This is a genomic window from Mesorhizobium sp. M0478 (genome assembly GCF_040321305.1).
Taxonomy (GTDB): Bacteria; Pseudomonadota; Alphaproteobacteria; order Rhizobiales; family Rhizobiaceae; genus Mesorhizobium.
The window spans coordinates 1-14,762 of the sequence record NZ_JAMYRH010000004.1; the positions used below are offsets into that span (position 1 = coordinate 1).

At 62.6% G+C, this 14,762-nt stretch carries 13 protein-coding genes; 1 reads left to right on the forward strand and 12 read right to left on the reverse strand.

Annotation, left to right across the window (positions count from 1 at the left end):
* The 3 genes from NKI64_RS11190 to NKI64_RS11200 all read right to left on the reverse strand — a co-directional run.
* Positions 1-1,201 (reverse strand): KUP/HAK/KT family potassium transporter (locus NKI64_RS11190; protein ID WP_352667986.1); only part of this gene is annotated, 1,201 nt, incomplete at its 3' end.
* A 141-nt stretch (positions 1,202-1,342) separates the two neighbouring features.
* Entirely contained in the window at positions 1,343-3,256 is a 1,914-nt protein-coding gene (locus NKI64_RS11195; protein WP_352519585.1) for a potassium transporter Kup, read from the reverse strand.
* A 77-nt stretch (positions 3,257-3,333) separates the two neighbouring features.
* Positions 3,334-4,074 (reverse strand): pyridoxine 5'-phosphate synthase, encoded by a 741-nt coding sequence (locus NKI64_RS11200; protein WP_352546289.1) that lies wholly within the window; start codon positions 4,072-4,074, stop codon positions 3,334-3,336.
* Between the two features lie 112 nt (positions 4,075-4,186).
* Here NKI64_RS11200 and NKI64_RS11205 point away from each other — a divergent pair, with 112 nt between their 5' ends.
* Positions 4,187-4,606: a SpoIIAA family protein gene (locus NKI64_RS11205; RefSeq protein ID WP_023682069.1), complete on the forward strand. Its 420-nt coding sequence runs from the start codon at positions 4,187-4,189 to the stop codon at positions 4,604-4,606.
* 20 nt (positions 4,607-4,626) lie between these two features.
* Here NKI64_RS11205 and NKI64_RS11210 read toward each other — a convergent pair whose 3' ends face one another.
* From NKI64_RS11210 to NKI64_RS11250, 9 genes are all read right to left on the reverse strand, one after another.
* Positions 4,627-5,754, reverse strand: a complete 1,128-nt coding sequence (locus tag NKI64_RS11210; RefSeq protein ID WP_023668361.1) for an ATP-dependent DNA helicase — start codon at positions 5,752-5,754, stop codon at positions 4,627-4,629.
* Between the two features lie 140 nt (positions 5,755-5,894).
* Positions 5,895-6,545 (reverse strand): hypothetical protein, encoded by a 651-nt coding sequence (locus NKI64_RS11215; RefSeq protein WP_352595385.1) that lies wholly within the window; start codon positions 6,543-6,545, stop codon positions 5,895-5,897.
* A 146-nt stretch (positions 6,546-6,691) separates the two neighbouring features.
* Entirely contained in the window at positions 6,692-7,042 is a 351-nt protein-coding gene (locus NKI64_RS11220) for a nitrile hydratase accessory protein (RefSeq protein WP_352595382.1), read from the reverse strand.
* Positions 7,029-7,688, reverse strand: coding sequence for a nitrile hydratase subunit beta (nthB, locus tag NKI64_RS11225; protein WP_352667990.1), 660 nt, complete (start codon positions 7,686-7,688; stop codon positions 7,029-7,031). Before nthB ends, NKI64_RS11220 begins: the two co-directional genes overlap by 14 nt.
* On the reverse strand, positions 7,685-8,290 hold the full coding sequence (gene nthA, locus NKI64_RS11230) for a nitrile hydratase subunit alpha (protein WP_352667991.1): 606 nt from the start codon (positions 8,288-8,290) through the stop codon (positions 7,685-7,687). Before nthA ends, nthB begins: the two co-directional genes overlap by 4 nt.
* Positions 8,291-8,354: 64 nt before the next feature.
* Positions 8,355-11,516 (reverse strand): efflux RND transporter permease subunit, encoded by a 3,162-nt coding sequence (locus NKI64_RS11235; protein WP_352667993.1) that lies wholly within the window; start codon positions 11,514-11,516, stop codon positions 8,355-8,357.
* Complete coding sequence (locus NKI64_RS11240; protein WP_352667996.1) at positions 11,513-12,802, reverse strand: efflux RND transporter periplasmic adaptor subunit; 1,290 nt, start codon at positions 12,800-12,802, stop codon at positions 11,513-11,515. The genes NKI64_RS11235 and NKI64_RS11240 overlap by 4 nt, the downstream gene beginning before the upstream one ends.
* A gap of 225 nt (positions 12,803-13,027) precedes the next feature.
* Positions 13,028-13,624, reverse strand: a complete 597-nt coding sequence (locus tag NKI64_RS11245) for a LysE family translocator (RefSeq protein ID WP_023688075.1) — start codon at positions 13,622-13,624, stop codon at positions 13,028-13,030.
* Between the two features lie 123 nt (positions 13,625-13,747).
* A complete protein-coding gene (locus tag NKI64_RS11250) occupies positions 13,748-14,704 on the reverse strand; it encodes an acyl-CoA desaturase (RefSeq protein ID WP_023714739.1) in 957 nt (318 codons plus the stop codon).
* Positions 14,705-14,762 lie beyond the last annotated feature (58 nt).

Consider the following 14,762-nt stretch of genomic DNA (forward strand, 5'->3'; position numbering starts at 1 on the left):
CGAACAGCAGCACCGTCGTCACCAGCATGTTGCCGGTCACCGAGATGCCATAGGCGGAGGCCAGCTTGCTCGATTCGCCGAAACCGACGACCAGCAACATCACCGCCAACGCCAGCAAAACATTGACGCGGGGCATGTAGATCTGGCCCGACTGCCGTTCCGACGTGTGCAGGATTTCGAGGCGCGGCAGCATATTGAGCTGCACCGCCTGCCGGGTCAGCGAGAAGGCGCCGGAGATGACCGCCTGGCTGGCGATAACCGTCGCCGCGGTTGCCAATACCACCATCGGGATCAGCGTCCAGCCTTCGTTCATCTCGAAGAATGGATGGCCGACGTGACCGTTCTTCGCCAGCACGAAAGCGCCCTGCCCGGCATAGTTTAGCAGTAGGCAGGGAAACACGATGGCCAGCCAGGCGAGCACGATGGGCTTGCGGCCGAAATGGCCGAGATCGGCATAAAGCGCTTCGGCGCCGGTGACGGCGAGGAAGATGGCGCCGATGGTGACGAAGGCGACATCGGGCGAATTGATCAGGAAGGCGACGATGTAGTGCGGGCTGACCGCCCACAGGATTTCGGGATCGGCGATGATGTGGTTCAAGCCCGAAAGACCGATAGCCAGGAACCAGACCGCCGTGATCGGGCCAAAGATCAGCGCCACACCGCCGGTCCCGAAGCGCTGCACCGAAAACAGGATCGCCAGGATGACCAGCGTCAGCGGCACGACGTAGGGCTGGAAGGTCGGGGTAACGACATTCATGCCTTCAACCGCCGAAAGCACCGAGATTGCCGGCGTGATGACGGCGTCACCGAAGAACAATGACGCGCCGACAACACCGATGGCCAGGATGATCGCCGAGCGGGTCGGGAAACTGCCGCGCGCCAGCGCCATCAGCGACAGCACGCCGCCCTCGCCTCGGTTGTCGGCTCTGAGCACGAACATGATGTATTTGATGGTGACGATAATCGTCAACGACCAGATGATCAGCGACAGCACGCCCAGAATATCGCCGCGCTCGGCGATTTCGCCGCCGGAGGACGCAACAAGCGCTTCCCGGAAGGCGTAGATCGGGCTGGTGCCGATGTCGCCATAGACCACACCGAGCGCGCCCAGCATCAGAACTTTGGTGCTGTGCTGTTCGATTTCGGGATGGCTCGATTGTTCGACGGGTTCTGCCTCAATACCAGCATTGGTAAGGGCCATGGACGACACTCCGATAAGCGCGCGGTGCTCTACGCTTGCTGTGATGCAATATCAAGTGCCGTGACGGTAGGGCTACCATGTTCCCAGCGCAGGGCTTGCCCCGCAATGACCGGTGCGTGGCGTCAAAGGCTGCCGGAAACCTCAGATCGCCACCTGCGTGCCGATCTCGACCACACGTCCGGTCGGGATCTGGAAATACTCCGTCGCATCGGCCGCCGAGCGGGCGAGCCCGATGAACAGCTTGTCCTGCCACACCGGCATGCCGGAATTGGGCGATGCTTTGAGCGAGCGCCGCGACAGGAAGAACGACGTCGTCATGATGTCGAACTTCCAGCCCTGCTTGCGGCAGATCGCCAGCGCGCGCGGAATGTTGGGCTGCTCCATATAGCCGAAGGTCAGCGTCACCCGCATGAACAACTCGTTGACTGTCTCCATCTTGACCCGCTCGCTGTCGGGCACCAGCGGCTGCGGTGCGGTGACCACCGACAGAATGACGTTCTGCTCGTGCAGCACCTTGTAGTGCTTCAGGCTGTGCATCAGCGCTGTCGGCGCGCTTTGCGGATCGCTGGTCAGGAACACGGCGGTGCCGGACACCAGCTGCGGCTTCTTCTTCAGCAGATTGCCGGCGAGGAAATCGAGCGGGATTTCGTTGCGCCGGGTCTTGTCGAAGAGATAGCGGCTGCCGCGTATCCAGGTGGTCATGATCAGCCCCATGAGGCAGGCAACGGATATTGACACCCATCCGCCTTCCACGATCTTGACGACATTCGCCAGGAAGAAACCCATGTCGATGGTGCCGAACAGCAGCGCCAATGCCAGGGCGAGCCCAAGCTGCCATTTCCACAAATTGCGCATGACAACGAACAGCAGAATGGTTGTCATCAGCATCTCGCCGGTCACCGAAATTCCGTAAGCGGAAGCCAGCGAACTCGAGCTGCCGAAGCCGACAACCAGCAGCATCACTCCCATGGCGATGAGCAGGTTGACGCGCGGCATATAAATCTGGCCGCTCTGCATTTCGGACGTGTGCTGCACCTCGATGCGGGGCAGCAGGTTGAGTTGCACTGCCTGACGTGCCAGCGAAAAAGCACCCGAGATCACCGCCTGACTGGCGATCACGGTGGCGGCCGTTGCCAAGCCGACCATTGGCATCAGCGCCCAATCCGGCAACATCTCGAAGAATGGATTGGTCGGCCTGCCGCCATTCGCCAATACAAAGGCGCCCTGGCCGAAGTAGTTGAGCAGCAGGCAAGGAAACACCACGGAAAACCACGCGAGCACGATCGGCTTGCGCCCGAAATGTCCAAGGTCGACATAAAGCGCCTCGGCCCCCGTTACCGCCAGGAACACTGCACCAACGGTCACGAAAGCGGCGGTCGGCGTGCCGGCTAAGTAGGCGATCGCATAATACGGGTTGATCGCCAACAGCACCGAAGGATCATCCATCAGGTGGTAGAGCCCGGAAACGCCGATGGCCAGGAACCATAGCGCCGTCACCGGCCCGAATACTGCCGCCACCTTCCCCGTGCCGAAGCGCTGCACGGAGAACAGAAATGCCAGGATGACCAAGGTGATCGGAACGACATAGGCCTCCAGCGTCGGTGTCACCACTTCCAGGCCCTCAACTGCCGACAGCACGGAAATGGCCGGAGTTATGATAGCGTCTCCGAAAAAAAGCGACGCCCCGCAAAGTCCGATGCCGAGGATAAGCTTGGCGCCTTTTGGATAGGCGCTGCGCGCCAGCGCCATCAGGGACAGCGTGCCGCCCTCGCCCTTGTTGTCGGCGCGAAGCACGAAAGCGACGTATTTTATGGTGACGATAATCGTCAGCGCCCAGACGATCAGCGACAGCACGCCCAGGACATCTATACGCGTGTCGGTACCAGGCGAAGCGTGAAGCGCCTCGCGGAAGGCATAAATCGGGCTGGTGCCGATATCGCCATAGACGACGCCAAGCGCGCCCAGCATCAGAACTTTGGTGCTGTGCTGTTCAGTGTGGGAGTGGTTCGGTTGTTCGACGGGTTCAGCCTCGCTACCGATGCTGGAAAGAGCCATCGACTACTCCCCGATCACCGCGCGGTGCGCCTTGCTTGCTGTCATGCGATATCACCTTCGACACGAGCCTTCCACCGCTACCAACCGCAAGCCTTCAGAAACCGCCCCACCGTGCCGGCCATGCCATACTCCAACGCATCGGCTGTCAACCCGTGTCCGATAGACACTTCGGCCAATGCCGGAATGCGCTTTGCCAATGCCGGAAGGTTGTTCACCACCAGATCGTGCCCGGCATTGACCTGGAGCCCGGCGGCGACTGCGGCATCCGCGGTTTTTCCCAATCTTTCCAGCTCCTTCCGCGCCTTGGCGGAATCGGAATGGTAGCTGCCGTAGGGCCCGGTATAGAGCTCGATGCGGTCGGCGCCGGTGTCGCGCGCGGCATTGACGCCGGTGGGATCCGGATCGGAAAACAGCGACACGCGGAAGCCCCCTTTTTTCAGACGCTTGACGATCGGGTTAAGGAACGCCGCCTCGGCGGCAAAGTTCCAGCCATGGTCTGATGTCGCCTGCGCCGGATCGTCGGGCACCAGCGTCACCTGCTCCGGCTGGTGCCTTTCCACAAGCGCCAGAAAATCCTCGGTCGGGTAGCCCTCGATGTTGAACTCCGCCTTGGGAAACTCGTCGTCGATCAGCGCCCGGATCTCCGGCAGGTCGGAATGCCTGGTGTGGCGCTCGTCGGGCCGCGGATGAACCGTCAGCCCGTGCGCGCCGGCCGCCAGCGCCAGGCGGCCGAGCCCGGTGACGCTGGGCCACGGCAGGTCGCGGCGGTTGCGCAGCATGGCGATGGCGTTGAGATTGACCGAGAGTTTCGCGGGCATGGCGTGAGGTCCGGCTGTTTGTGCAGCGCATCTATACTGCCTTTGATGGGAACAGACAGGGGCTTTCGGGTGTTCCAGTGATGACATCTGCTCGCAAGGGGGAACCCAGCCAATGAATTTTCTCCAATCCGTGCCCGCGATCCGCCGCCTCGAAACCGACCGTGAGGACCTTTTCGCCATCGACGTCGTCGGCCATGTATCGGCCGCCGACGGCGAAAATCTGTTCGGATTGCTGGAGGCTGCCTACGCGCTGCACCCGAGGATCGACGTCTTGGTGCGGCTGGTCGACCATGAGGGCGTCGACTGGATCGATATGGACGACGAGACGCTGAAACAAGGTACGGTTCATGCGCTAGAGCATATCGCCCGGTGCGCGACGATCGGTGAGCCCGACTGGATAGCGGATGCGCGGAACTTCCTTCCGGCTTCGCCACCCATCGAGTTCAGGCACTTCGCGGCCGAGGATGAAGCGGATGCCTGGCAATGGCTGGGTGCGACGCCACTCAGCCCTGCTGCGCCGGCTGCTACCTGACGCCGGCTATCTAACGCCAGCTATCTAACAATCGTCAGCCGCTCTGCCGCCCGCGTTATGGCAGTATAGAGCCAGCGCTGGCGGGTTTCCTTGAACGCCCAGCTCTCGTCGAACAGCACGACATCGTTCCACTGCGAACCCTGCGCCTTGTGCACGGTCAGCGCGTAGCCATAGTCGAAATCGTCAAAGCGCTTCTTCTGCTGCCAGGGGATATCGGCGTCCGGATCCTCGAAAGCCGACTTGAGCAGCTTGATCTTGGCGACGCCGCGGTCGGGATCGTCCTCCTCGGGCGAGACCAGAAGGTTGATGCCCGGCTTCACCGTTTCGCGCGACGAGGTCATTACCTTCCACAGCGAACCGTTGAGCAGGCCCTTGGCGGGGTCGTTGCGCAGGCAGACCAGTTTGTCTCCGGCCTGCGGATAATCGGCATTGAAACCCTTCAGCTCGCGCAGGCGCTGATTGTAGCGGCGGCGTGTTCGGTTGGTGCCGACCAACACCTGGTCCGCCTTCAGCACCAACTCCTGGGTGACGTCCTCCTTGCCGATGACCTGCGCGGTGCCGTAGTCGCCGCGCATGAACTCGCGGCCCTCGCGCACGTCGAGCGCCAGCTGGATGATCGGATTGTCGCGCGCCTGGCGGTGGATTTCGGTCAAGAGCACATCCGGCTCATGCTCGGTGAAAAAGCCGCCGCCCGAGATCGGCGGCAGCTGCGCCGGATCGCCAAGCACCAGGATCGGCGTGCCAAAACTCAGAAGGTCGCGGCCAAGCTGCTCGTCGACCATCGAGCATTCGTCGATGACCACCAGCTTCGCCCGTGAAATAGGACTTTGCCGATTGAGCGAGAAGGTCGGCGACATCGAGGTCTTGCCGGTCACCTCGTCCGACACCGATTCCTCGCCTTTCGGCCGGTAGATCAACGAATGGATGGTGCGGGCATTGACTGCGCCCTTGGAGCGCAGCACCTGCGCCGCCTTGCCGGTGAAGGCGGCGAACTGCACCTGGCCGTCGACATGTTCGGCAAAATAGCGCGCCAGCGTGGTCTTGCCGGTGCCGGCATAGCCGAACAGCCGGAAGACCTGCGGCCGGCCCTCTTTCAGCCAGCGCGCCACCGCTTTCAGAGCCTCGTCCTGTTGGGGAGAGAATTCCATCAGCGCGAGAGACCGGATTCGCAAGGGAAAGACAAGCCGCCACCATACCGACCGCCACCGGTGGCGAACTCAACGCCTCCGGTGGCTCAGGCTATCAGGCGCAAACAAGAACGTAAAGAGAACAATCGATCACGTCATTTCTACAAAATGCGAGACCTGATCCTCATGCACGCTTGGAACAGGTCGATGTCGGCGGCGTACCACTCCGATAGATTGGCGATGGCGTCGGGGCTGAGATAGGACGAAAATCCGTCCGGGTTGCGATGCGCGAGAATTGGATCAGCCGGCAGCGTTGCCGATTCCGGCAGACTGAGGCGGGCCTTCAGGACGTTGAAGTCGTCGTTAAGGTCGGGTTGGTGCCAGATCATCAGGATGTCTTGCTCTCGACTTTCGAGGTACGCTGGTGACACGAACCAATCGGCATAGCGATGCCTGACATGATTGATGCAGCCCATGGCTTTCTGTGCCATGGCTTTGTGCGATCCGTCCGTCGAAGACAGGGATCTGGCGAGGTCATCCGGAGTTCCGAAATGCGCGAAGGCGAAACGCTCGTCTTCAGTCCATTCGCTGTTGTTTCTAGGGTGACCCTTGCGAAGCCTGCTATTAAAGCCGCTGGCAAACCGGGTCACAGGATGGCGAATGCCGAAGATGATCTTGTCGCCAGACGGCACATCAGGCAGGTATTTCTGGTGGCCCCACAGCGCTATATTGTATTCGGCGCTGATAGGCTCCAAAGCGGCACGAACAGCGCTGCCGCCCGTTTTTCTGACATGAAGAAAATGAGTTTCCATCCATTGAAATAAGCCGGCGATATAAAGGGAATCAAGCCGATTCCGCTTCGATGCCCGCCCGACAGGCTTCCTTCAAATCGTCGGTCCGGGCAATCGTAGCCACTGAGATAACGGAGGGCTAAATTGATCTTTTGGCTGCGCGCAGCCTAGCCGCCCAGGCCGGGATCGTTCTCCAACAAAATCGGCTTGCCATGCGGGGTTGCATGCGCGGCGCGTTCCCAGGCGGCGGCGAGCGTGTCGACATCGCTCTTGCCCGCGACGCCCTTGGCCGCCAGCAGCGTTTCCAGCGCCGCCAGCCAATGCTCGTAATAATCGTGGCCATCGCTTGCGGCGCCCGGCTTCTTCACTTGCGCCGACAGCGCATCGGCCCATTCGCTCCACGAAAACAGGCCCTTGTCATGCAGCGCCACCGTCATGGCGAAGGCTTCGGCCTGCCAGGGTTCGGCGAATACCGGTTCGTCCAGACCCGCCGGCAATGCACCTTCAGGCCGGCTCAAGATAGCTCTCCCAAGCATCGATCGAGACGGTCAGCGTCGAGTCGGCGCCCTCGCCCCAGATTTCCGAGCCATCGAAAACCACGGTATAGACCCATTGCGGGTTTTCACCGTTTCCATGCGCGTTGCTGTCGGGGAACACAAAACCGTCACGCACGGCCTCGATCACTCCGTGCTTGCCGCGCGCATAACGCGGCAGCCTCGTGTGGGCGGTGGGATTGAAATTCCTTGTCCGCACCGGGTCGCCGGCCTTGAAGCGCGGCGCCGTCTCGACCGGCCGGTCGCAGGGACTGCCCTTGGCCAGCACCGCCGGAACGTTTTCGGCCTTCAACACCCTTTTGGGCGTCGCCGCCGGATCGACCGCCCGACCTTCCGTCAGATCGCGCTCGCTGACGAAGCCATGGCGCTTCAGCAGCACCTCGAGCGCTTTGATCCATATCTGGTAGTAGCTTGAGGAATAATAGACGGCCGGATGCAGCGATTCCCTGGCGTGCCGGCTCTCGTCGATGTTCCACGCGCCCATGGCGCCGGCAGTCAGCGTCACGCCGAGCGCCCGCCTCTCCCAATCCGCATGAAAATACGGTTCGTCCTTTTCGGGCGCGACCGGCCCGAAACCCATCTGCCCACCGAGATCCTGCGGCCCGTTCATGCCGGTTCTCTCGCCACCGCCGTGCCGATCATCGCATCGCGGCTCACCAGTTCGGCGAGCTGGTCCTCACTCCAGCCTTCGGTACCGCCAGGCCGCATCGGCACCACGAGATAGCGCAGTTCGGCAGTCGAATCCCAGACGCGGATGTTTTTCTCCGCCGGCAAGGTCAGCCCGAACTCTTCGAGCACGCCGCGGGGATGGATCACCGCCCGCGAGCGATAGGGCGGCGCCTTGTACCAGACCGGCGGCAGCCCAAGTACCGACCACGGATAGCAGGAGCACAGCGTACAGACGACGAGGTTGTGCGTCTCGTCCGTGTTGAACACCGCCTGCATGTGCTCGCCCTGGCGGCCGCTATAGCTCAGCGACGCGATCGCTTCCGTCGCGTCGCGCTTCAGCCACTCGGCAAAGGCCGGATCGCTCCAGGCTTTCGCCACCACCCTGGCGCCGTTGCGCGGCCCGATCTTGGTCTCGTAAGTGTCGACGATGACGTCGATCGCCGCCGGATCGATCAAGCCTTTTTCGGTGAGGATAGTTTCCAGCGCGCGCACGCGCGCCGCAAACGAGTCGAGTTCGTTGTCGTGGTCATGATCATGGGACATGACCTCAGATTAGGATCGGCGGCACGCGGCCGCAAGCATGACAGCTTGGGCCACGGGCTATCGCCTATTCGGCGGCGGCCCTTTGCGGCTCGAGCCGATCCTCGGGAGCGAACAGCGAGGCCTGCTCGCCGCTCTCGACCGCATGCAGCTCCGGCCTGTTCTTTTTCGAAGAGAAGAAGCTCACCAGCCAGCCGGAGAAATTCTCGAAATAGACATAGATGACAGGGGTGACGAACAGCGTCAGCGCCTGCGACGCCAGGAGACCGCCAACCACCGCGACACCGAGCGGCTGGCGCAGCTCAGCACTGGCGCCGGTGCCGAGCGCGATCGGGAACGTGCCCATCAGCGCCGCCAACGTCGTCATCATGATCGGCCTGAAACGCATCAGGCACGCCTTGTGTATGGACTCCTTGGCCGACATGCCTTCTCGTCGCAGCTCCAGCGCGACGTCGACCATCATGATGCCGTTCTTCTTGACGATGCCGATCAGCATCAGGATGCCGATCACCGCGATCACCGACAGGTCCATGCCGGCAAAGCGCAGCGCGACCACGGCGCCCAGCACCGCCGAAGGCAGGCCGGTCAGAATGGTCAGCGGATGGATGAAGCTCTCATAGAGGATGCCGAGTACGATATAGATGGTCAGAATGGCGCCGCCGATCAGCAGGCCCTGATTGGCCAGCGAGTCCTGGAAGGTCTTGGCGGTGCCGGCAAAGCTGGTCGAAATCGCCGGCGGCATGCCGATCTGCTCCTTCAGCGCGGCGATGCGGGCCGTGCTGTCGCCCAGCGCCACGCCTTGCGGCAGGTTGTAGGAGATGGTCACCGCGGGCAGCTGGCCGAGCTGGTTGACCGTCAGCGCGCCGGCGGTGCGGTCGACGCGGGCAAAGGCGCCGAGCGGCACCAGGCTGCCGCTTGCCGTCCTGACCTGGATGGCCAGCATGCGCTCGGGCGACCATTCGATGTTGGGATCGAGCTCCATGATGACTTCGTAGCTGTCGGCCGAGCCGAAGATCGTCGAGACCTGCTCCGTGCCGAAGCCGCCATAGAGACTGGAGCGCAGCGTGTCGGTGTCGATGCCGAGCGACGCCGCCTTGTCGCGATCGACCACCAGCGTCGCCTGCAATGAATTGTTCTGCAGATCGCTGGTGACGTCGGTGAAATTCGCATGATCGGCCGCCATCGCATCGTTGAGCTTTTGCGCCCATGTGTCGGTCAGGCCGGTATCGAGGCCCTGAACGACGAGCTGGTAGGCGCTGGCGGAAGAACGCGCGCCAAGTCGCAGGTTCTGCACCGGCTGCATATAGGCATCGATCCCCGGCACGACGGCCAGCTGCCGCCGCAGATCCGACAGCACCTTATCGATGTCGGGGCGCTGGCTCTTGTCCTTCAGCTGCACATAGAGCTGGCCCTGGTTCAGCGCATTGTTGCCGCCGCCGGCTGACCAGGCCACATGCGAGACATAGGGCGAACGCGAGAAGACACTTGCCGCCTGGTTCTGCAGCTTGACCATGGCGTCGTAGGAGATGTCCTGCCTGGCGATCGTCGTCACCGAGATCTGGCCGATATCCTCTTGCGGGAAAAAGCCTTTCGGCGAGACCTCGATCAGCCAGACCGACCCTGCCGCCGTGCCGACGAAGACGAGGAACACCAGAAAAGTGTGGCGCAGGCAGAAGGTCAAAAGCCGGTCATAGCCGCGGGTGACGATATCGTGCTTGTGGCCGGGGGCATGCTTGTCGCGATCGGCCTTGGTCACCGACAGCAAGCGCGAACACAGCATCGGCGTCAGTGTCAGCGACACGAACATCGAAGCCAGGATGGCGACCGTCACCACGACGGCGAATTCGTTGAAGATGCGGCCTATGACGCCGCCCATCAAAAGCACGGGGATGAACACCGCCACCAGCGAGATCGAGATCGAGATGATGGTGAAGCCGATCTCGCGCGCGCCTTTCAGCGAGGCATCGAAGGCCGAGAGACCGTCCTCCTCCATGTGGCGAAAGATGTTTTCCAGCATGACGATGGCGTCGTCGACGACGAGGCCGACTGCGAGCGTCAGGCCCATCAGCGAGATGTTGTCGATGGAAAAGCCGAACAGGAACATGGCGCCGAGCGTCGCGATCAGCGAGATCGGCACCGCCACGGCCGGAATGATGGTTGCGGTCACCCGGCGCAGGAAGACGAAGATCACCGTCACCACCAAAGCGATCGTCAGAAGCAGCGTGAACTGGACGTCGTCGACGGCCTGGCGGATCGAGGTCGAACGGTCGTTGAGCAGCTTGATGTCGGCGGCGGCCGGCATTTGGTCCTTGAACGACGGCAGCATCGCCTTGACCTTGTCGACGACGTCGACCGTGTTGGCGTCGGGCTGGCGCTGCACCGCCAGGATGATGGCGCGCGTGCCGTCGTACCAGCTTGCGGTCGTCGTGGTCTCGACCGAGTCGATGACGCGCGTCACCTCGCCCAGCCGCACCGGATGGCCGTTCTTGGTGGCGATGATGAGGTTGGAGAACCCGGCGGCATTGGTGAGCTGCGTGTTGGCCGTGATGGTCAGCTGCTGCTTGTCGTTCTGCAAGACCCCGAGCGGCGTGTTGGAATTGGCCGAGGCGATCGCCGTCTGCAGCTGGTCGATCGAAATGCCGCGCGCCGCCAGCGCCGTCGGGTCGATCTGCACGCGCACCGCATATTTCTGCTGGCCGAAGATCGACACCTGCGCCACGCCGTCGATGGTCGACAGCGAGGGCGAGATGACGTTTTCGGCGAAGGCGTCGAGGTCGGTGAGCGGAACCGTGTCGCTGACCAGCGACATCAGAAGGATCGGCGCGTCGGCCGGATTGACCTTGCGATAGCTCGGCGGCGACGTCATCTCCGGCGGCAACTGCCGCTGCGTGCGCGCGATCGCCGCCTGCACGTCGGCGGCCGCCGCGTCGATATCCCGGTTGAGCACGAACTGGATGGCAATGGACGTGCGTCCCAGCGAATTGCTGGTCGAGATCGAATCGATGCCGGCGATGGTGGCGAACTGCTTGATCAGCGGCGTCGCCACCGAAGTGGCCATGGTTTCGGGCGAAGCGCCGGCCAGGGTGGCCGAGACGTTGACGACCGGGAATTCGGCGCTCGGCAGCGCCGCCACCGGCAGGAACTTGTAGGCAAACAGCCCGCCCAGCACGAGGGCGAACGACATCAGCAGCGTGGCGACAGGCCTGCGTATGCAGAATTCGGAAATCATTGGGCAGCCGCCTTGCCGGCCTCGGCGACCTTGGAAGCAGCTTGATCACCGCTGGCCGCCTTGCCTTCGTGAATGGCGGCGCCGTCCTTCAGCCTGGTCTGGCCCTCGACCACCACCTTCTCGCCTGATTTGACGCCCTCGCTGATGGCGCTGTTTTCGCCTTCGGTCAGCGCCACCTGCACCGGTCGCATCTCGACCGTGTTGTCGGGCTTGACGACATAGACGAACGGTCCCTTTTGGCTGGGCTGCACGGCAACGGTTGGGATGGATGTCATCTGCGGCATGATGCCAGCGTCGAGCACGACATTCACATATTGCCCGGGCCACAGTGAAAGATCGGCGTTGGGAATGCTCGCCCGTGTCGCGATGGTGCCGGACGCGGTGTCGACGCTGGAATCGACGAAGTCGAGCGTGCCGTTGCCGATCGGCGTCGGATCGCCATCCTTGGTCAGCGTCACCGCGCCTTGCTGCGGGTTGGCCAGCGCCTTGTGCAGCAGCGCCAGGTTGCTCTCCGGCAGGTTGAAGTTGACTTGCAGCGGATCCATCTCGGTGATCGTCACCAGCGGCGTGGCCGTGCTCGAGTTGCCGTTGCTCAAGGTGACGAGGTCACCGACCGAAACGTTGACCGCGCCCAGCCGGCCGGCAATCGGCGCCTTGATGCTGGCAAAGCCGAGCTGGACATTGTCGGCGTCGATCGTCGCCTTGTCGGCATCGACCGTCGCCGCGGCAGCCTTTTGCGCCGCCACCGCCTGATCGTAAGTCTGCTGCGTGCCGGCCTGCTTGGCGACGAGATCCTTGGCGCGCTGAAGGTCGGAGCCCGAACTGGTTAGCAGCGCCTGGTCCTTGGCGAGCGTCGCCTGATCCTTGGCAAGCTGCGCCTTGAGCGCCCTGTCGTCGAGCGAGAACAGCAGGTCGCCGGCCTTCACCATCTGGCCGTCCCTGACGTCGATCGATACGATCTGGCTGGACACGCGGGCGTTGATGTTGACCACGGCCGGCGAAGACACGAAGCCGATGGCGTAACGGCGGATCGGAAAATCGGCCGTTGTCGCGGTGGCCGAGACGATCGAGGCCGAACGGGCGGCATTGCCGCCGGCGCCGGATTTGCCCCCTGCCTTGTCGGCCGAAGCCTTGTCCGATCCAGCCGGCTTGTCCGCCGCTGCCGTCTGCCTGGCGCCCGGCAGCATCTGCTGCAGACTGCTCATCGCCGCCGGCGAAAAATAGACCCATGCCGCGGCGACACAGGCCGCTGCCACCACCACCGCCAGAACGACTTTACCGCGCATCGACTAAAAGCCCTATGATCCGACACGCCGAACCCGGTGGTCTCATTCTACGCAATCACGGCGCCTTGCCGCGATCTCGCCGAAGTAGATAGGACGCACATTTGTCGGAAAAGGGCCAAAACACGGCATTACGAAGATTTAATGTGCACTGCACAATGACTATGCAGCCGGCTCAGCAGTCGGAAAACCAGCCAGGATGCGGTTGAGATCTCAGGCGGGATGCGTCTATTTCAGCATCGGCCAGAGCGTCGCCGCCAAGAGCACGCCCATGGCGATGTTGAACCATTTCAGCCGCACCGGATCCGACAGGAACCCGCGCAGCGCTGTGCCGAAACCGGCCCACATCGAGACGCTCGGCAGGTTGACGACGGTGAAGGCGATCGCGATCAGCGCCACCGACAGGAACGGGTGGTCCGGATTGGAGTAGACGGCCATGGCGGTGATCGCCATCACCCAGGCTTTCGCATTGACCCACTGGAATGCGGCTGCCTCGATGAACCGCATCGGCCGTGCCTCCGTCTCACCCTTGCTGGACAGCGAGCGCGACATGGCGATCTTCCAGGCGAGATAGAGCAGATAGGCAGCGCCGGCGATCTTCAATCCGGTGTGCAAGGCCGGAAACGCCGTAAGCACCGCGCCCAGGCCAAAGCCGACAGCAAGCAACAGCACCAGGAAACCCATGCTGATGCCCAGCATATGCGGAATGGTTCTGACCAGGCCGAAATTCACGCCCGACGCCAAGAGCATGAGGTTGTTCGGCCCCGGCGTGATCGAGGTCACGAAGGCGTAGACCAAAAGGGCAAGGAAAGCGTCGAGGGTCATGACGGCTCACAAAGGTCAGCAATGCTGACTTAAATCGACAGAGCGCTGGACGCAACCTCATTCCATTGGTCCAAAGCGCTCCGCCGTGATCCGCCTATCCCGAGCCAGCCAGGCCGGCACAGTCTACCTGCCGTGGGCCCGCGCCGACAACAGGCTGGGAGCGGCGGCGGCCTCCTGACGGCCAGCCACACGCCGCAGGCCTTTGCGCCTCGGCGTGTTCCCGGGAAGCTTCACGCCATGCGCGAGGCCGAGGGCAGCCAGGATGCGGATGAAGAGCCAGCCGAGATCGATCTGCCCGCGTTCCAGGCCGAGCTTTGCGGATTCGGGAAACGCATGGTGATTGCCGTGGAAACTCTCGCCAAAGGTCACCAGGCCGAAACGCGGCAGGTTGTAGCCCTGCACGGCAACGCCATCGACGCGCCAGCCCTGCTGCCCGCTGCGATGTGCGAAATGCCCGACCAGCCAATGCCCGGTCAGCGACACGGAGATACGCACCGCAATGCCCCAGACCACCCAGCTCCACCCGCCGAGGAGCAAGAAAAGGATCGCCCACGGCAGTTGCTGCAGCATCCAGGTCCGCTCGACGAATTTGTAGAAGCGGTCGTTTCTGATCGACGGCTCGATGACGAAGTCAGGCGGATTGCGCAACGCTACGGCGCAATGCATTTGCCAGAAAGCGTCGGTGAAGAAAGGCCGGCGGTGGGCGTGCAGGTCGTGACAAGCCGTCTGGCGCTGCGCCCAGTCTCGTATGTCATGCGCATAGATCATGCCGAACGGACCGGCCATGCCGACGAGCGTGCCGAGATAGACCAGCGCGTGTTTGAGCCAGATGTGAACCTTGAACGAGCGATGGATGAGCAGGCGATGCATGCCGACCGAGTGTCCGGCGCAGATCGTCACCGCCGTCGTCGCTACGAACAGGGCGAAAGCGCTCCAGCTGAAGGTCAGCGGCCCGAACACCAACGCAATCAGCGTCATCGCACCGACCCAGATCGACTTGGCCGGCATCCAGACGACCTCGCCATCTTCGGCATCGCTCAAGGGCTGCGAGATCATTCTGCCTGTGGATATGGTCTTCATCGGTACCCCTCCTCTGCAGGAAACATTTCCGGACCAAAGAGCCTTGCCTTCCGGCGCG